General features: G+C 64.2%; 28 protein-coding genes. 3 read left to right on the forward strand and 25 right to left on the reverse strand.

The genetic code is table 11. From position 1 onward, the window contains the following. Positions 1 to 108: 108 nt before the first annotated feature. Positions 109 to 864 (reverse strand): haloacid dehalogenase type II, encoded by a 756-nt coding sequence (locus tag A1351_RS01450; protein WP_064031976.1) that lies wholly within the window; start codon positions 862 to 864, stop codon positions 109 to 111. A 172-nt stretch (positions 865 to 1,036) separates the two neighbouring features. On the opposite strand from A1351_RS01450, the gene A1351_RS01455 reads away from it, so the two are divergent. Together A1351_RS01455 and A1351_RS01460 are read left to right on the forward strand one after the other, a co-directional pair. Further along, positions 1,037 to 1,915, forward strand: a complete 879-nt coding sequence (locus A1351_RS01455) for a GyrI-like domain-containing protein (RefSeq protein WP_064031977.1) — start codon at positions 1,037 to 1,039, stop codon at positions 1,913 to 1,915. A 132-nt stretch (positions 1,916 to 2,047) separates the two neighbouring features. Beyond that, entirely contained in the window at positions 2,048 to 2,749 is a 702-nt protein-coding gene (locus A1351_RS01460) for a phosphatase PAP2 family protein (protein WP_064031978.1), read from the forward strand. Between the two features lie 52 nt (positions 2,750 to 2,801). Here the strand turns inward: A1351_RS01460 and A1351_RS01465 are convergent, their stop codons facing one another. Next, positions 2,802 to 3,092 (reverse strand): hypothetical protein, encoded by a 291-nt coding sequence (locus tag A1351_RS01465; protein WP_024880996.1) that lies wholly within the window; start codon positions 3,090 to 3,092, stop codon positions 2,802 to 2,804. A 117-nt stretch (positions 3,093 to 3,209) separates the two neighbouring features. Here A1351_RS01465 and A1351_RS01470 point away from each other — a divergent pair, with 117 nt between their 5' ends. Next, the gene (locus A1351_RS01470) at positions 3,210 to 4,511 is read left to right on the forward strand and encodes a metallophosphoesterase (protein WP_064031979.1); all 1,302 of its coding nucleotides are present in this window, start codon (positions 3,210 to 3,212) and stop codon (positions 4,509 to 4,511) included. A gap of 64 nt (positions 4,512 to 4,575) precedes the next feature. Here the strand turns inward: A1351_RS01470 and A1351_RS01475 are convergent, their stop codons facing one another. From A1351_RS01475 to rpsJ, 23 genes are all read right to left on the reverse strand, one after another. After that, complete coding sequence (locus A1351_RS01475) at positions 4,576 to 5,157, reverse strand: adenylate kinase (protein ID WP_024880998.1); 582 nt, start codon at positions 5,155 to 5,157, stop codon at positions 4,576 to 4,578. Further along, complete coding sequence (secY, locus tag A1351_RS01480) at positions 5,154 to 6,488, reverse strand: preprotein translocase subunit SecY (RefSeq protein WP_024880999.1); 1,335 nt, start codon at positions 6,486 to 6,488, stop codon at positions 5,154 to 5,156. The genes A1351_RS01475 and secY overlap by 4 nt, the downstream gene beginning before the upstream one ends. 316 nt (positions 6,489 to 6,804) lie before the next feature. Beyond that, positions 6,805 to 7,287 carry a 50S ribosomal protein L15 gene (gene rplO, locus A1351_RS01485; protein WP_024881000.1) on the reverse strand — a complete coding sequence of 161 codons (483 nt, stop codon included), beginning with the start codon at positions 7,285 to 7,287 and terminating at the stop codon, positions 6,805 to 6,807. A gap of 14 nt (positions 7,288 to 7,301) precedes the next feature. Further along, positions 7,302 to 7,490 (reverse strand): 50S ribosomal protein L30, encoded by a 189-nt coding sequence (rpmD, locus tag A1351_RS01490; protein WP_018266622.1) that lies wholly within the window; start codon positions 7,488 to 7,490, stop codon positions 7,302 to 7,304. 14 nt (positions 7,491 to 7,504) lie between these two features. Then, complete coding sequence (gene rpsE / locus A1351_RS01495; RefSeq protein ID WP_018266623.1) at positions 7,505 to 8,077, reverse strand: 30S ribosomal protein S5; 573 nt, start codon at positions 8,075 to 8,077, stop codon at positions 7,505 to 7,507. 190 nt (positions 8,078 to 8,267) lie between these two features. Then, positions 8,268 to 8,630 (reverse strand): 50S ribosomal protein L18, encoded by a 363-nt coding sequence (gene rplR / locus A1351_RS01500; protein WP_024881001.1) that lies wholly within the window; start codon positions 8,628 to 8,630, stop codon positions 8,268 to 8,270. A gap of 11 nt (positions 8,631 to 8,641) precedes the next feature. Next, the gene (rplF, locus tag A1351_RS01505) at positions 8,642 to 9,175 is read right to left on the reverse strand and encodes a 50S ribosomal protein L6 (RefSeq protein ID WP_024881002.1); all 534 of its coding nucleotides are present in this window, start codon (positions 9,173 to 9,175) and stop codon (positions 8,642 to 8,644) included. A 35-nt stretch (positions 9,176 to 9,210) separates the two neighbouring features. Then, positions 9,211 to 9,609 (reverse strand): 30S ribosomal protein S8, encoded by a 399-nt coding sequence (rpsH, locus tag A1351_RS01510; protein WP_018266626.1) that lies wholly within the window; start codon positions 9,607 to 9,609, stop codon positions 9,211 to 9,213. Between the two features lie 12 nt (positions 9,610 to 9,621). Further along, positions 9,622 to 9,927: a 30S ribosomal protein S14 gene (gene rpsN / locus A1351_RS01515; protein WP_018266627.1), complete on the reverse strand. Its 306-nt coding sequence runs from the start codon at positions 9,925 to 9,927 to the stop codon at positions 9,622 to 9,624. 39 nt (positions 9,928 to 9,966) lie between these two features. Next, positions 9,967 to 10,662 carry a 50S ribosomal protein L5 gene (gene rplE, locus A1351_RS01520; protein ID WP_036291174.1) on the reverse strand — a complete coding sequence of 232 codons (696 nt, stop codon included), beginning with the start codon at positions 10,660 to 10,662 and terminating at the stop codon, positions 9,967 to 9,969. Continuing rightward, a complete protein-coding gene (rplX, locus tag A1351_RS01525) occupies positions 10,655 to 10,972 on the reverse strand; it encodes a 50S ribosomal protein L24 (RefSeq protein WP_024881004.1) in 318 nt (105 codons plus the stop codon). The genes rplE and rplX overlap by 8 nt, the downstream gene beginning before the upstream one ends. Then, positions 10,972 to 11,340 (reverse strand): 50S ribosomal protein L14, encoded by a 369-nt coding sequence (gene rplN / locus A1351_RS01530; RefSeq protein ID WP_018266630.1) that lies wholly within the window; start codon positions 11,338 to 11,340, stop codon positions 10,972 to 10,974. Before rplN ends, rplX begins: the two co-directional genes overlap by 1 nt. An 89-nt stretch (positions 11,341 to 11,429) precedes the next feature. Beyond that, positions 11,430 to 11,672 (reverse strand): 30S ribosomal protein S17, encoded by a 243-nt coding sequence (rpsQ, locus tag A1351_RS01535; protein ID WP_018266631.1) that lies wholly within the window; start codon positions 11,670 to 11,672, stop codon positions 11,430 to 11,432. 10 nt (positions 11,673 to 11,682) lie between these two features. Beyond that, complete coding sequence (rpmC, locus tag A1351_RS01540) at positions 11,683 to 11,898, reverse strand: 50S ribosomal protein L29 (RefSeq protein WP_024881005.1); 216 nt, start codon at positions 11,896 to 11,898, stop codon at positions 11,683 to 11,685. An 11-nt stretch (positions 11,899 to 11,909) separates the two neighbouring features. Further along, positions 11,910 to 12,323: a 50S ribosomal protein L16 gene (gene rplP / locus A1351_RS01545; RefSeq protein WP_018266633.1), complete on the reverse strand. Its 414-nt coding sequence runs from the start codon at positions 12,321 to 12,323 to the stop codon at positions 11,910 to 11,912. 18 nt (positions 12,324 to 12,341) lie between these two features. Continuing rightward, positions 12,342 to 13,085 (reverse strand): 30S ribosomal protein S3, encoded by a 744-nt coding sequence (gene rpsC, locus A1351_RS01550; protein ID WP_024881006.1) that lies wholly within the window; start codon positions 13,083 to 13,085, stop codon positions 12,342 to 12,344. 12 nt (positions 13,086 to 13,097) lie between these two features. Further along, complete coding sequence (gene rplV, locus A1351_RS01555; protein ID WP_018266635.1) at positions 13,098 to 13,484, reverse strand: 50S ribosomal protein L22; 387 nt, start codon at positions 13,482 to 13,484, stop codon at positions 13,098 to 13,100. 5 nt (positions 13,485 to 13,489) lie between these two features. Further along, positions 13,490 to 13,768, reverse strand: coding sequence for a 30S ribosomal protein S19 (gene rpsS / locus A1351_RS01560; protein WP_024881007.1), 279 nt, complete (start codon positions 13,766 to 13,768; stop codon positions 13,490 to 13,492). A gap of 3 nt (positions 13,769 to 13,771) precedes the next feature. Continuing rightward, positions 13,772 to 14,611 carry a 50S ribosomal protein L2 gene (rplB, locus tag A1351_RS01565; RefSeq protein WP_024881008.1) on the reverse strand — a complete coding sequence of 280 codons (840 nt, stop codon included), beginning with the start codon at positions 14,609 to 14,611 and terminating at the stop codon, positions 13,772 to 13,774. Between the two features lie 22 nt (positions 14,612 to 14,633). Next, positions 14,634 to 14,930, reverse strand: coding sequence for a 50S ribosomal protein L23 (locus tag A1351_RS01570; protein WP_024881009.1), 297 nt, complete (start codon positions 14,928 to 14,930; stop codon positions 14,634 to 14,636). Next, on the reverse strand, positions 14,927 to 15,547 hold the full coding sequence (gene rplD / locus A1351_RS01575; protein ID WP_024881010.1) for a 50S ribosomal protein L4: 621 nt from the start codon (positions 15,545 to 15,547) through the stop codon (positions 14,927 to 14,929). Before rplD ends, A1351_RS01570 begins: the two co-directional genes overlap by 4 nt. 6 nt (positions 15,548 to 15,553) lie before the next feature. Further along, positions 15,554 to 16,267, reverse strand: coding sequence for a 50S ribosomal protein L3 (gene rplC / locus A1351_RS01580; protein WP_024881011.1), 714 nt, complete (start codon positions 16,265 to 16,267; stop codon positions 15,554 to 15,556). Between the two features lie 59 nt (positions 16,268 to 16,326). Beyond that, positions 16,327 to 16,635 carry a 30S ribosomal protein S10 gene (gene rpsJ, locus A1351_RS01585; RefSeq protein WP_003613511.1) on the reverse strand — a complete coding sequence of 103 codons (309 nt, stop codon included), beginning with the start codon at positions 16,633 to 16,635 and terminating at the stop codon, positions 16,327 to 16,329. Between the last annotated feature and the right edge of the window lie 166 nt (positions 16,636 to 16,801).

A 16,801-nucleotide genomic window follows, 5' to 3' on the forward strand; every position in this document is an offset into this window, starting at 1 on the left:
GATCCAATTGGATCGGATAACGCTCTCATTTCTCTATCGGGAGCGAATTCTGATCGATCGAACGATTCCGTTCGATCGGAAAGCGCTCTATGCGAAGATCGCCTGACCTCACGAACGGCCGAGAACCAGCTCCAGCAGCCCTTTCATATCCGGTGCGACCACATCCGGCACGACGCCGAGCTTTTCCGCCGGCAGGCCGAAGCGGTTGACCCAAATGGTCGGATAGCCGAAGGCCTTGGCGCCATAGGCGTCCCAGCTGCCGAAAGCGGCGAAGAGAATCTCCTCCTTAGCGAGATGCAGCCGCTCCATTCCCAGCGCATAGGCCTTGGGATCGGGCTTATAGGTCGCATTGACCTCGGTGCTCAGCAATTCGTCGAAATAGAAGGTGAGGCCGGCGCGCTCCGCATTGGCCGACAGCATCTTTCCACTGAAATTCGCGATTGTGACGACGCGCACGCCGGCGGCCTTCAGCCGGCGCAGCGCATCCAGAGTATCGGGCCAGGGGGTGAGCGTCAGATAGGCGTTCATGAGACGCTCGCGGGTCGCCGGCGGCAGATCGAGCTTCATCGCCTGGGCGGCATAGGCGAGCGCGTCGCCCGTCACCTCGAAAAAATCCGCATGGCGGCCGGTGATCGAGCGCAGGAAGCAATATTCGAACTGCTTGGCGCGCCAGAGCTTGGTGAATTCCGCGCCTTTGCCCGGATAGGCGGCCTCGACCGCCGGAATCACCGAATTGGCGTCGAAGAGCACGAAATAGTCGAAAGCCACCGCTTTGAAGCGCGGCGCGGGCGCCGTCTCGGCGCGCGCGAGCCCGGAAACGACCAGGCAGAAGAGCGAGAGCAGAAGGAATCTGTGCAATTTCATGAAGCTTTCTCCACCGCGCCGCGCCCATGCGGCGCATGAGTGACGTTCGCGAATCGCATGTCTCGCGTTTCGTCCCACGCAGAAAAAAGTCGCGCGCCCCCGGCGAGATCGCAAGATCGGCCGAGCGCGCCGCCGAGGCGAATGCTCAGATGAGAGCGCCACGGAGGATGGAATGGGGAAAACGGCGCTCGAGAATTATCAGGCCCGGATGCGGCGCGTGCTGGATCATATCGACCGGCATCTCGACGAAGATCTCAGCCTCGATGTTCTCAGTGACGTGGCGGCTTTCTCGAAGCATCACTTCCACCGGCAGTTCGGCGCGACTTTCGGCGTCTCGGCGCACCGCTATGTCCAGCTCGCCCGCATGAAGCGGGCATCCTATCGGCTGGCCTTTCACGCGGACGACAATGTGACGGCGATCGCTCTCGACTCTGGATATGAGGCGCCTGACGGCTTCGCCCGCGCCTTTCGGGAATGCGTCGGGCAAACGCCATCGGCCTTCCGCAAATCGCCCGACTGGGAGCAGTGGCTCGCGGCCTTGGAGCCGCTCGATCGAGCCCGGAGCGCGAATATGACCTACTCCCCCGCTGATGTGACCGTGAGAGACTTTCCCCCGACGCCGGTCGCCATTCTGACCCATAGGGGCGATCCCGCGCGCGTCTATGAGAGCGTGCGGCGTTTCATCGAATGGCGCCGGTCGGTGGGCCTCTCCCGCGATATCGCGGCGACCTTCACCATTTTTCCTTGCGATCCGCGCATCACGGCGCCGGAGGCGTTCCGCATCGATCTCTGCGCGGCGAGCGATCGGCCGATCGCCGCCAATGCGGCGGGCGTGACATCCGGGCTGATACCGGGCGGCCGCTGCGCCGTGTTGCGCGTCATCGGCTCCAGCGAAAATCTGGAGCGGCCGGCGCTCTTCCTCTATCGCGACTGGCTGCCGGCGAGCGGCGAGGAGCCGCGCGACTTTCCTCTGTTCTGCCAGAGAATCGCCTTCTATCCCGATGTCCCGGAGCATGAGACGATCACCGATCTCTTTCTGCCGATCCGATGAATGCGCCCCACATGAGACGCCGTCATCGCACGGACAAGAAGTTTCGGGTAGAAAGCCGTACGCCGAAGCGCGCGGCCGGGCGGCCCGGGGACTGCGCGTAATCGAAAATGACGGCCGCCGGAACCAGCTCATATGAAGAAAACCGCCGCGATCCTTTCGGTTCTCGCTCTGCTCTGCGCGCCCGCAGCCGCGCGCGAGGGCTTTGTGACGCCCGAGCAGAGCCATCCGCTCGAAATTCTCGCGACCCCGCCCGCACCGCACTCGCCGAAGAGCGACGCCGAGCTCGCCGAGCTGCATCGCATCGAGGATGCGCGCACCGCGGAGCAGGCCGCGCGCGCCAAGGCGGACGACGAGAATCAGACCATCTTCCTCTATCACACGGTCTTCGGCGAGAAATTCACCAAGGAGAATCTGCCGGCGGTCGAAGCTCTCGGCGCACGGCTGAAGGCCGACGAATCCGCCAATACGGGCGCCGCCAAGGACGCCTTCCATCGCATCCGGCCTTATAATGTCGACAAGACGCTGCATCCCGTCTGCAAGACCAAGGCGAAGGACGATTCCTATCCGAGCGGCCATACGACCGTCGGTTATCTCATGGGCCTGGCGCTGATCGACATCGCGCCCGAGCGTCGCGACGAAATCCTCGCGCGGGCGGATGATTACGGCAACAATCGGCTCGTCTGCGGCGTGCATTTCCCCAGCGACGTCGCTGCGGCGCGGCTCGTCGCCTATGCGGTGCATGCGATCATGGAGCTCGACCCCGCCTATCGCAAGGACATAGAAGCCGCGCGGACGGAGCTACGCAACGCGCTCGGCCTCGCCCGCGCCAACTGACCGTCAAAAAAAATCTGGACGCGAAGCTCTGCGCTTCGCGTCCCTGGCAATCTCAGTAATTATAATAGGCGACGCAGACGCGATTGCCGTAATAATCCCAGCCCCAGCGGGCGCATTGCTGCGGCGGGGCGGTCGCCGCGCCGACGACGGCGCCGGTCGCCGCACCGATCGCCGCCCCTGCGAGCGTGCCGCCCGCGCGGCCGCCGGAGGCCGCGGCGCCGATCGCCGCTCCGCCCGCGCCGCCGATGAGGGCGCCGCCAGCGGCGCGCTCGCCGGGCGTATTGCAGCCTGCGAGCGACGCGGCCATGGCCAGCGCCGCCGCCGTCACGAAAATCTTCTTCATGGAGTATCCTTCCCTCCGTATGAGCCCATGCGAGGCGCCCGGCGGCCGCGATTTCGTCTATGCGACGCGGGATCGCTGCGGCCGAGCCCGAGACAACTTTCCGAAACCGGCGAAAAGATGACCTCTACCAAAGCAACGCCCTATAAATCCCACGCTTTCGACGCAGATGACAGAGGAGAATTTCTCCTCCCACGCGCTCTGGGCTTGCTCGCGCTCGGCGCGCTGTTCTTCTGCGGGCCGGCGCGCGCCGAGGACTCCTATCGCTGGCTGCAGGCCGCCGCCGATGGATGGGAGGCGCGCGCCATAACGCAGAGCGACGCCTGCCCCGCCGCCGAGATCGACGGCCGCGCCATCGCCATGACGCCGCGCGCGCGGCCGGGAGAAGACTTTCCGATCACGGTCTGCGCCGTGAGGGTTCCGAAAGGAACACGAAGCCTCACAATCGCCGGCGCGCCGCTGCGCCCTCCGCCGGAGCGCATCGACAAGGCCCTGGTCCTCGGCGATACCGGTTGCCGACTCAAAGGCATATTCGTGCAGGATTGCAATTCTGCGGAAGCCTGGCCCTTCCGCCGAGTCGCCGAGACCGCTGCAAAATTTGCCCCGGACATCGTGATCCATGTCGGCGATTATCATTATCGCGAGACCGCGTGCCTCCCCGGCATGGCGGGCTGCGCCGGCTCGCCTCATGGCGACAATTGGGAGGCCTGGAAGGCGGATTTCTTCGAGCCTGGCGACGCTCTGCTGCGCGCCGCCCCTTTGGCGCTCGTGCGCGGCAATCACGAAATCTGCAAGCGCGCCGGCCGAGGCTGGACGCGGACGCTCTCGCCACTGCCGCTGAGCGAGAATCCCCAATGCGTCGAGCGCGAGCAGGCCTATCGCGTCGATATCGCCGATCCGACGCTCTACATTCTCGACACGACCGAAGCGGAAGAGCGCACTGTGGTCATCGAGCAGGCAGCTTTTCTACGCAGCCAGCTCACTGTCGCCAAGGACGCGCCCGGCCCGGTCTGGTATGCGTTCCACAAGCCGATCTTCTCGCTGTTTCGATCGCGGATCGGCGAAACGATCGGCATCAATGAAACGCTGGCCGCCGCCGCCCATGACAATATTCCGGCGAGCGTGCAGGCCATCCTGTCGGGCCATCTCCACGCTTTCGAAGCTCTGAGCTTTCGGGAGGACCGGCCGGCGCAATTCATTGTCGGCGTCGGCGGCACCGCCATGGACCCGCGCATACCGACCAATTTCGATGGAGCGACGATCGGCGAGGCTACGGTCGCGCAAGGCCGCGGCGTCGCCGCCACCTTCGGCTTCGCGACATTCGAACGCGGCGACGGCGAATGGATCGTCACCAATTACGACGCCGAAGCGACGCCGCGTCTGCGCTGCCATTTGCGCGGACGCCAGCTCGATTGCGAGTGAAGAAGTCCCGCGCTCTCCTTTGTCCTCGCGGCAAGCGCGAAGACAAAAGGCGAGCGCTTTGGGTTCAGTGCTCCAACGCCTGCTCGATCGCCGCGCTGACGGCGTCGACCGGCTCCATGCCGTCGACCTGCTTCAGCTCGCCCTTGCCGGAATAATAATCCGACACTGGCGCAGTTTGCGTGCGATAAGCGTCCAGCCGCGTCTTGAACGCTTCTGGATTGTCGTCGGCGCGCACCTCGCCGCCGCGGGCGCGCGTCTCATCGACGCGATTCTGCATGCGCGCGAGCAGCGCATTCTCATCGACGCTGAGCTCTATGACCGCATCGAGCTTCAGCCCCTCGCGGTCCAGCAGCTGATCGAGCGCCTGAGCCTGCGCCACCGTGCGCGGGAAACCATCGAGAATGAAGCCGTTGGCGGCGTCCTTCTCCTTGATGCGCTGGCCAATGATGCCGACGACGACAGCGTCGGGCACCAGCGCGCCGCGATCCATGATCTCCTTGGCCTCGAGGCCGATCGGCGTCCTCGCCTCGACGGCGGCGCGCAGCATGTCGCCGGTCGAGAGCTGCGGGATCGAATATTTCGCGACGAGCCGAGCCGATTGCGTGCCCTTGCCCGCGCCCGGCGGTCCGAGCAGCACCAGCCTCATTTGCGTCGCCCGCGAAGTTTCGTCTTGCGGATCAGGCCCTCATATTGATGAGCCTGGAGATGACCGTGGACCTGCGCCACCGTATCCATCGTCACGCTCACCACGATGAGCAGCGAGGTGCCGCCGAAATAAAACGGCAGATTGGCGTAGGAGATCAGCATTTCCGGCAGCAGGCAGATTACCGCGAGATAGGCGGCGCCGAGCACGGTGATGCGCATCAGCACATCGTCGATGAACTTCGCCGTGCGCTCACCCGGCCGAATGCCGGGGATGAAGCCGCCATGCTTCTTCAGATTATCGGCCGTCTCCGTCGGATTGAAGACGATGGCCGTGTAGAAGAAAGCGAAGAACACGATCAGCCCGACATAGGACAGCATATAGAGCGGCCGCCCATGCCCGAAATAGGCCGAGATGGTCGCAAAAATATTGTCCGTGCCCTGCGTCTGATAGAAATTCGCGATCGTCGTCGGCAGCAGCAGCAGCGACGAGGCGAAGATCGGCGGAATGACGCCCGAGGTGTTGAGCTTCAGCGGCAGGAAGGAGGTCTGGCCCTCATAGACACGATTGCCGTGCTGTCGCTTGGGATAGGTGATGAGCAATCGCCTCTGCGCTCGCTCCATATAGACGATGAAGGCGATGACGAAGAAGGACATGGCGATCACGCCGAGGATGACGCCAGTCGAGATCGCGCCCTGCTTGCCGAGCTCGAGAGTGCTGAGGATCGCCGCCGGAAAGGCCGCGACAATGCCCGCGAAAATAATCAGCGAGGAGCCATTGCCGATGCCGCGCGACGTGATCTGCTCGCCGAGCCACATCAGGAACATCGTGCCGCCGACGAGCGTGCAGACGGTCGTGAGGCGAAAGAACAGCCCTGGCTCTGTCACGACGCCTTGCTGTCCCTCGAGGCCGATCGCCATGCCATAGGCCTGGAAGGTCGCCAGAATGACGGTGAGATAGCGCGTATATTGGTTGAGGACCTTGCGGCCCTGCTCGCCTTCCTTCTTCACCTGCTCGAGCGACGGAATCACCGTCGTGAGAAGCTGAATGATGATGGAGGCGGAAATATAAGGCATGATGTTCAACGCGAAGATCGCGCTACGCTGAACCGCGCCGCCGGCGAACATGTTGAACAGCTCGAGCACGCCCTTCGACTGGCCGAAGAAGCTCTTGGCGAAGGCGTCCGGGTCGATGCCCGGCAGCGGCACATAAGTGCCGAGGCGATAGACGATCAGCGCGCCGAGCGTGAACCAGATGCGTTTCTTGAGCTCATCCGCTTTGCCGAAAGCGGAAAAATTGACGTTGGCCGCAAGCTGTTCGGCTGCCGATGCCATGGGCGAGGCTCCCTCGTCGCGCGCCGCGCGGTTTTCTTTTAGACGAGCGTCGAAGCGACGCAGCGCTGGCCGCCGCGACGCCGCGCTCTGTTTTCGGCCCAGCCCATTCGAGGGGCCGGACCCGGCGCATGTCTATCGCACGATGTCGGCGAAAAAAAAGTCTAGCCTCTTCTCGCCGGCTCGCACAGGCGACTCCGTATCACGACGGATGGGCGGATCGCCAGTTTTTTGGTCGATACGATTAACCTCGAGGCGGCGAAAAATGCGCCCCCTCGAGCTGACGCCCGGCCTACGCGTCGCGGGCCGGGCGGCGGCTTCAGGCCGAGGCGGGCTCTTCCGCGGCGACGAGCAGCTTGACCGAGCCGCCGGCGGCCTCGATAGCGGCCACTGCCGATTTCGAAGCGGCGGCGACCTCGAAGGCGAGCTTCGCCTCGAGCTTGCCATTGCCGAGGATCTTCACGCCGTCGCGCGGCTTGGAGACCACGCCGGCGGCGATCAGCGCGTCGATCGTCACCGGAGCGGCGGCGTCGAGCTTGCCTGCCTCCACCGCCTGCTGAATGCGGCCGAGATTGACCTCATTATAGTCGGTCGAGAAGGGATTGAAGAACCCGCGCTTGGGCAGGCGACGATGCAGCGGCATCTGGCCGCCTTCGAAGCCTTTCACAGCGACGCCGGTGCGAGCCTTCTGGCCCTTGACGCCGCGACCCGCGGTCTTGCCCTTGCCGGAGCCGATGCCGCGGCCCACGCGCATGCGATTCTTGCTGGAGCCGGGATTGTCGGAGAGATCGTTGAGCTTCACCATTGTCCCGCCCCTCACTTCTCGTCGACGATTTTGACGAGATGCGCGACTTTCGCGATCATCCCGCGCACAGCGGGCGTGTCCTCGAGCGTGCGACGCTTGCCGATGCGCGTGAGGCCGAGGCCGGTCAGCGTTCTATGCTGACGCTCGGGACGGCCGATGGCGCTGCCGGTCTGCTCGACGGTGATTTTCTTATCGCTCATCGCAAGCCCTCCCCTCAAGCGTCGACGGCTTCGGCTTCGGCGCCCTGACGGCGCGCCTGCAGCGCGGAGACCTTGAGAGAACGACGAGCGGCGACCGAACGCGGAGAATCTTCGCGCTCGAGCGCGTCGAACGTCGCGCGAATCATGTTGTAGGGATTCGAGGAGCCCTGGCTCTTGGCCACGACGTCGTGAACGCCCAGCGTCTCGAAAACGGCGCGCATCGGGCCGCCGGCGATGATGCCGGTGCCGGGAGGCGCGGCGCGCAGCACGACGCGGCCCGCGCCATGGCGGCCGTTGACGTCATGATGCAGCGTGCGGCCTTCGCGCAGCGGCACGCGGATGAGCGCGCGCTTGGCGGCTTCCGTCGCCTTGCGGATCGCTTCCGGCACTTCGCGCGCCTTGCCGTGGCCATAGCCGACGCGGCCCTTCTGGTCGCCGACGACGACGAGCGCGGCAAAGCCGAAACGCCGGCCGCCCTTCACCACTTTGGCGACGCGGTTGATGTGGACGAGACGGTCCACGAACTCATTGTCGCGGTCGTCCCGATCCCGGTCGCGGCCGCGGCCGCCTTCTGGTTCACGAGCCATTTTCTCTTCCGTCACTTACGCGGCAATAGCGCCGCTCGCTTGGGGTTTGGTTCCTCTCCCGCATACAGGAGAGGGGCCGCACGACGCAAGGTCGGCGAGAGCCTTTCGACCATCGCCTCGCTACGCCGCGCCAGCCCTCATTCGCCGCGCCGATGCGCGAAGTCTCCCCCCGCCAGCGGGAGGAGGCGCATCAGAACTGCAGGCCGCCCTCGCGAGCGCCCTCGGCCAGCGCCTGAACGCGGCCATGATAGATATAGGCCCCGCGATCGAACACGACTTCCGTGATGCCCTTGGCGGCGGCGCGCTCGGCGAGCTGCTTGCCGACGAGATGCGCCGCTTCCTTGTTGGCGCCCGTCTTCAGCGTCTCGCGATTGGCCTTCTCGAGCGTCGAGGCGGAGACGATGGTCACGCCCTTCTCGTCGTCGATGATCTGCGCATAGATCTGCTCCGAAGAGCGGAACACCGACAGACGCGGGCGGCCATAGGCGCGCGCGCGAATGCTCCGACGGACCCGGGCCTTGCGCCGGGCGGCTGCATTTACGTCCTTTGCCATGGCTCGCGTCCTTACTTCTTCTTGCCTTCCTTACGGAAGATGAATTCGCCGGCGTATTTCACGCCCTTGCCCTTATAGGGCTCGGGGCCGCGCAACGCGCGGATCTCGGCGGCGACCTGACCGACCTGGCGCTTGTCCACGCCGGAGATGGTGATCTCCGTGGGCTTGGGCGTCACGATCGCTATGCCGGCCGGGATCGGATAGTTCACGTCATGCGAATAGCCGAGCGCGAGCTGCAGATTCTTGCCGGCGACCGCGGCGCGATAACCGACGCCGTTGATCTCGAGTTTCTTCTCGAAGCCGGCGGTGACGCCGACCACGAGATTGTTCACCTGAGCGCGCGACGTGCCCCACAGCGCGCGAGCGCGCTTGCTGTTGGAGCGTGGGTCGACCTTGATCGAATTGCCGTCCTGAGTCACCGCGACATCGTCGGGAACCCGGAACTGCAGCTCGCCCTTCGCGCCCTTCACCTGGACGAGCTGGCCGTCGACCTTCGCGGTCACGCCGGCCGGCACGATGACGGGCTTCTTGCCGATACGAGACATGGTTGAAGTCCTATCCCAATTCCTGCGAGCTTCGGTCAGAAGACCTTGGCAAGCACCTCGCCGCCGACATTGTTCTCGCGGGCCTTGTGATCGGCCATGACGCCTTTGGGCGTCGACACGATGGTGATGCCGAGGCCATTGGCCACGCGCGGCGTCTTATCGACGCCCGCATAGACCCGGCGGCCTGGACGCGAGACGCGCTCGATCGTCTTGATGACCGGCTCGCCGTCGAAATATTTCAGCTCGATCTCGAACTCGGTGCGGCCATTGCCGAAATCCGTGGTCGTGTAGCCGCGGATGTAGCCTTCTTCCTTCAGCACGTCGAGAACATGGCCGCGCAGGCGCGAGCCCGGCGTCTGGACCTTGTCCTTGCGGCGCATCTGCGCATTGCGGATACGGGTGAGCAGATCGCCCAACGGATCGCTGATCGACATTCGCTCTCTCCCTTACCAGCTGGACTTCACGAGACCGGGAATGAGGCCGCGCGAGCCGAGCTCACGCAGCGCCACGCGCGACAGCTTCAGCTTGCGATAGAAAGCGCGCGGACGTCCCGAAACCTCGCAGCGATTGCGAATGCGAATCGCCGCGGAATTGCGCGGCAGCTCGGCGAGCTTGAGACGCGCCTCGAACCGCTCCTCGGCGGTGAGCGCCTCGTCATTCGCCTTCGCCTTCAGCCGCTCGCGGCGGCCCGCATAGGCCTTGGCGAGCTTCGCCCTGCGCTTGTTGTTCTCGATCGAACTCTTCTTGGCCATTTTCTATGCCTTCGGTTTCCGCGTCTGAGACTTACCGTCTCACTGCCGGAACGGGAAATTGAACGCGCGCAGGAGCGCGCGCGCCTCGTCGTCCGTCTTCGCCGTCGTCACGACGATGACGTCCATGCCGAGGATCGACTCGGCCTTGTCATAGTCGATCTCGGGAAACACGATATGCTCCTTGATGCCGAGGGCGTAGGAGCCGCGTCCGTCGAAGGACTTGGGATTGAGGCCGCGGAAATCGCGAACGCGCGGCAGCGCGATCGTGATCAGACGGTCCAGAAATTCATACATGCGCGTCTTGCGCAGCGTGACCTTGGCGCCGATCGGCATATTCTCGCGCACCTTGAAGGTCGAGATCGCCTTGCGGGCGCGCGTCACCACCGGCTTCTGGCCAGCGATCAACGCGAGGTCGCCGGCGGCCGCCGTCACCTTCTTGCTGTCGTTGACCGCCTCGCCGACGCCCATGTTCAGCACGATCTTCTCGATCGCCGGCACCTCGAAAGCGTTCTTATAGCCGAACTCTTCCATGAGCTTGGCGCGAACCACTTCCTCATAGTGCTTTTTCAGCCGCACCTCATAGGCGCCCTCGGGGAGCGACTTCGGCCCAGCGGAACGTCGCTCGCCGCCTTCATGCGACGCAGACTCGGGAGCGGACTTCGCCTTGCCGGCCTTCTTGGCCTCGCCGTCCGCCTTCGGAGCCTTGGCGGCTTTCGGCTTCTTTTCCTCAGCCATCGATCTGTTCTCCGGAACGCTTGGCGATGCGGACCTTGCGGCCGTCATCGAGAGTCTTGAAACCGACGCGCGTCGGCTTGCCGTCCTTGGGATCGGCGATCGCGATGTTGGACAGGTCGAGCGCCGCCGCCTTGGTGACGATCCCCGCCTCCTGCTGGCGCGTCTGGCGCTGGTGGCGCTTGACGAGATTCACGCCTTCCACCACGGCGCGACCTTCCGTCGGCATCACCTGGATAACCTGACCCGTGCGGCCCTTGTCGCGACCGGCGAGAACGACGACCTTGTCGCCTTTCTTGATTTTCGCGGCCATTACAGCACCTCCGGCGCGAGCGAAATGATCTTCATATGGTTCTTGGCGCGCAGCTCGCGCGGCACGGGTCCGAAGATACGCGTGCCGATCGGCTCCTTCTGATTGTTGATCAGAACCGCAGCATTGGAATCGAAGCGGATCACCGAGCCGTCGGCGCGCTTGATGTCTTTGGCCGTGCGGACGACAACCGCCTTGAGCACGTCGCCTTTCTTCACGCGACCGCGCGGAATCGCCTCTTTGATCGAGACGACGATAATGTCGCCGACACCGGCGTATTTGCGCTTGGAGCCGCCCAGCACCTTGATGCACATGACGCGGCGGGCGCCAGAATTATCGGCGACATCGAGATTTGTCTGCATCTGTATCATGGCTTATCCCGCCTTTCGTCTCGGTCTGGTTTCGGTCCCCCGACTTCGTCCGAGAAAACCATTTCACACGTCTCGTCTTTTTGAAGGCCTCAGGCCTTGTCGGCGGCTTCGACCACTCGCCAGCGCTTCAGCCGCGAAATCGGAGCCGTCTCCTCGATCGTGACCTCGTCGCCGACCTTGAAGGTCTGCGCCTCGTCATGCGCATGATAATTTTTCGTGCGACGAACAGTCTTCTTGAACAGCGGATGGGTGAAGCGGCGCTCCACCTTCACCACCACGGTTTTGTTCTGCTTGTCGCTGACGACGACGCCCTGGAGAATTCGCTTCGGCATTGGCGCTCTCTCAACTCTGTTGTTCAGCGCGCTTCTGCGCGGCGATGGATTTGGCGCGGGCGATGTCGCGACGAACGACGCGCACGCGCGCAGTGTTCTCGAGCTGGCCAGTCGCCCGCTGGAAACGCAGATTGAACTGCTCTTTCTTCAGCTTCAGCACTTCCTCGTCCAGCTGATCGAAGGAGAGGCCGCGGAGGTCGGAGACGCGTTGCTTGTTCGTGCTCATTGTCGCAATCCTCACTCGGCGATGCGTTCGATGAAGCGCGTCTTGATCGGCAGCTTCGCGGCGGCGAGCGTCAGAGCCTCGCGCGCGAGCTCGCCGGAGACGCCGTCGACCTCGAACATGATGCGGCCCGGGGCGACACGCACGGCCCAGAGTTCCGGCGCGCCCTTGCCCTTACCCATGCGCACTTCGGTCGGCTTCTTGGAAACCGGCACGTCGGGGAAGATGCGGATCCACACGCGGCCAGCGCGCTTCATATGGCGCGTCATGGCGCGGCGGGCCGCCTCGATCTGGCGCGCAGTGATGCGCTCCGGCTCGAGAGCCTTGAGGCCGAACTGCCCGAAATTCAGGGAAAAGCCGCCCTTGGCGTTTCCGTGAATGCGGCCTTTGAAGGCCTTGCGGAACCTGGTGCGTTTGGGTTGCAACATGATGTCGAACTCTCGAAATTAGGCCGCGTCACGCGGCTCGCGCGGCTCGCGACGGCGACGCTCGCCATGATGTTCGCGCTCACCGCCGCCGGCGGCCTGCTCGGCCAGACGCTTGTCCTGCGCCATCGGATCATGCTCGAGGATCTCGCCCTTGAAGATCCAGACCTTGATGCCGCAAGCGCCATAAGCGGTATGCGCGGTGGCGACGCCATAGTCGACATCGGCGCGCAGCGTATGCAGCGGCACGCGGCCCTCGCGATACCATTCCAGGCGCGCGATCTCCGCGCCGCCGAGACGGCCCGAGCAATTGATGCGAATGCCTTGCGCCCCAAGCCGGATCGCCGACTGCACGGCGCGCTTCATCGCGCGGCGGAAGGCGACGCGGCGCTCGAGCTGCTGAGCGATCGAATCCGCGACCAGAGTGGCCTCGACCTCGGGCTTACGCACCTCGACGATGTTGATCACCACTTCGCTGCCGGTGAGCTTGCCGACCAGCTTGCGGATCTTGTCGATATCCGCGCCCTTCTTGCCGATGACGACGCCCGGACGCGCCGAGTGAATCGTCACGCGGCACTTCTTGTGCGGACGCTCGATGATGATGCGCGACACCGCCGCCTGCTTGAGATTCTTGGCCACCGCTGCGCGAATGGCGAGATCCTCGTGCAGGAGCTTGGCGTATTCGCCCTTGCTCGCGAACCAGCGCGAGTCCCAGGTGCGGTTGACGCCGAGGCGCAGCCCGATCGGATTGACCTTCTGACCCATCGTTGGCTCCCTTTAGGCTTTCGCCGGCGTTTCGACTTCGCGGACGATGATCGTCAGATTCGCGAAGGGCTTCTCGATACGGCTCGAGCGACCGCGGGCGCGCGCCGCGAAGCGCCGCATCACCAGCGACTTGCCGACGAAGGCCTGCGCGACGATCAGATCGTCGACGTCGAGACCATGATTGTTCTCGGCGTTGGCGATGGCGCTCTCCAAGGTCTTCTTCACCTCGTGAGCGATGCGCTTGCGCGAGAACTCGAGATCGGCGAGAGCGCGATCCACCTTCTTGCCGCGGATGAGCTGGGCGAGAAGATTGAGCTTCTGCGGGGAGACGCGCAGCGTGTTGGCGACGGCTTTCGCCTCATTGTCGGCCAGCGCGCGCGGATTGCTCGGCTTGGACATGTTCGTCAGCCCCTCTTCGACTTCTTGTCCGCCGCATGACCATGGAAGGTCCGCGTCGGAGAGAATTCGCCGAACTTGTGCCCGATCATGTCTTCGCTGACAGACACCGGCACATGCTTGTGGCCATTATGCACGCCGAAGGTGAGACCCACGAACTGCGGCAGAATGGTGGAGCGGCGGCTCCAAATCTTGATGATATCGCTGCGTCCCGAGCCGCGCGCGGTCTCCGCCTTCTTCAGCAGATAGCCGTCGACGAACGGGCCTTTCCAGATAGAGCGAGCCATGGATCAGCCCTTCTTCTTCTTGGCGTGCCGCGAGGACACGATGAATTTGTCGGTCTTCTTGTTCGTGCGGGTCTTCTTGCCCTTGGTCGGCTTGCCCCAGGGCGTGACCGGATGACGGCCGCCCGAGGTGCGGCCTTCGCCGCCGCCGTGCGGATGGTCGACCGGGTTCATGGTGACGCCGCGGTTATGCGGGCGACGGCCGAGCCAGCGCGAACGACCCGCCTTGCCGAGCGAGATGTTCATGTGATCCGGGTTCGACACCGCGCCAATGGTCGCGAAGCACTGACCATGAACGAGGCGCTGCTCGCCCGAGTTCAGGCGAATGATCACATAACCCTGATCGCGGCCGACGATCTGCGCATAATTGCCCGCCGAGCGCGCGATCGCGCCGCCCTTGCCGATCTTGATCTCGACATTGTGGACGATCGTGCCGACCGGAATATTGCCGATCGGCATGGCGTTGCCAGGCTTCACATCGACCTGAGCGCCCGAGATCACCTCGTCGCCGACCGAAAGACGCTGCGGCGCGAGAATATAGGACAGCTCGTCATCCGCATAACGGATGAGCGCGATGAAGGCGGTGCGGTTCGGGTCATATTCGATCCGATCCACCTTGCCGACGACGTCGAGCTTGCGGCGCTTGAAGTCGACGAGGCGATAGGCCTGCTTGTGGCCGCCGCCGCGGAAGCGCACGGTGATGCGCCCATTGTTGTTGCGGCCGCCCTTGGACGTCTTGCCCTCGGTGAGGGTCTTGACGGGCTTGCCCTTGTAGAGATCGCTGCGGTCGACGATGACGAGCTGACGAAGGCTCGGCGTGACCGGCTTGAATGTCTTCAGCGCCATGGTTTTGTCCTCGAGCCTACCTTTAGAGTCCCGTCGTCACGTCGATCTTATGGCCTTCGGCCAGTGTGACGACCGCCTTCTTCACATCCGACTGGCGGCCGCGCACGCCCTTGAAGGCGCGCAGCTTGCCCTTGCGCAGCAGAGTATTGACGGCCTCCACCTTCACATCGAAGAGCCCCTCCACCGCCGCCTTGATCTGCGGCTTGGTGGCGGTCTTGGCGACATTGAAGACCACTTTGTTCTGCTCGGAAGCGATCGTCGCCTTCTCGGTGATGACCGGGGAGACGATCACGTCGTAATGGCGCACATCCTTGCTCATTTCAGGCGCGCCTCCAGCGCATCGATCGCCGCGCGGGTCAGCACCAGCTTCTCCCGGCGCAGAATGTCATAGACATTGACGCCCTGGACCGGCAGCACGTCGATCCGCGGCAGATTGCGCGCGGCCAGCGCGAAATTGGCCTGCGGCTCCGCGCCGTCGATAATGAGCGCGCTGGAAAGCCCGGTCTTATCGAAACCAGCCTTGAGCAGCTTGGTCTTCGGCTCGGTGAGCGAAGCGCTCTCCCAGACGATGATGGCGCCGTCCTTGGCTTTGGCCGAGAGCGCGTGCTTCAGAGCGAGAACGCGCACCTTCTTGGGCAGGTCGTGCTCATGACTGCGCACCACCGGACCGAAGGCGCGACCACCGCCGATGAATTGCGGCGCGCGCCGCGATCCATGACGAGCGCCGCCCGTGCCCTTCTGCTTATGCAGCTTCTTGCCGGTGCGGGCGATGTCCGCGCGGTTCTTCACCGCATGCGTGCCCGCCCGCCGCTTGGCGAGCTGCCAGCGGATCATGCGGAAGATGAGATCCTGTCGCGGTTCGAGCCCGAAAATCTCGTCCGCCAGCTCGATCGAGCCGGCATCCTGGCCGTCGTACGACGTGACGCTAATCTGCACCACGGCTCAGTCCTCCTTCTTGTCTTCTTGCGCGGCGGGAGCTTCCGCCAGACGGTATTTGCCGGGCTGCGGCGCGTCGGCCGGCAGCGCCCGCTTCACCGCGTCGCGCACAAAAATCCAGCCGCCGGCGTGTCCGGGCACGGAGCCCTCGACCAGCAGCAGCCCGCGCTCGACGTCGGTCTGCACGACCCGCAGATTCAGCGTGGTCACGCGGTCGACGCCCATATGCCCGGCCATTTTCTTGTTCTTGAAGGTCTTGCCCGGGTCCTGACGGCCACCGGTCGAACCATGCGAGCGATGCGAGATCGACACGCCGTGAGTGGCGCGCAGACCACCGAAGTTCCAGCGCTTCATCGCGCCGGCGAAGCCCTTGCCGATGGTCGTGCCGGTCACGTCGACGAACTGGCCGACGACAAAATGATCGGCCGTGATCTCGGCGCCGACGGGAAGCAGCTCCGTCTCCTCGACGCGAAACTCGGCGAGCTTCAGCTTCGGCTCGACCTTGGCGACGGCGAAACGGCCGCGCTCGGCCTTGGAGACGTTCTTCACCTTGGCGTGGCCGATGCCGAGCTGCACGGCCGTGTAGCCGTTCTGCTCCTTGGTCCGATGGGCGACGACTTGGCAGCCGTCGAGCTTCAGCACCGTGACCGGCACATGCTCGCCCGCTTCGGTGAAAACGCGGGTCATTCCGACCTTTTGCGCGATGACGCCAGACCGCATGATCTCTTCCTTCGAAAGGCGCATCGCTCTCGTCGCGAGAGGCGCCCGGTTCATTTTTATTAGAGCTTGATTTCGACGTCGACGCCGGCGGCGAGATCGAGCTTCATCAGCGCGTCCACCGTTTGCGGGGTCGGATCGACGATATCGAGCACGCGCTTGTGAGTCCGGATTTCGAACTGCTCACGCGATTTCTTGTCGATGTGCGGCGAACGGTTCACCGTGAACTTCTCGATCTTCGTCGGCAGCGGGATCGGACCACGCACCTGAGCGCCCGTGCGCTTGGCGGTGGAGACGATCTCTTTTGTCGACGTATCGAGAATCCGGTGATCGAACGCCTTCAGGCGAATCCGGATATTCTGTCCGTTCATCAGCGTCTTCCTCTTGGACCGCGAGCCGCGGCGCGCTCTGGGCCGCGAGCCGCGAGGGCTCGCAGGCCGTTTCTCGAATGCGAGGCGAGACGCCCCGCGGTCCAAATTCCTTATTCGATGATCGAGGCGACGACGCCGGCGCCGACGGTGCGGCCGCCTTCGCGGA

Source organism: Methylosinus sp. R-45379, assembly GCF_001644125.1.
Lineage (GTDB): Bacteria > Pseudomonadota > Alphaproteobacteria > Rhizobiales > Beijerinckiaceae > Methylosinus.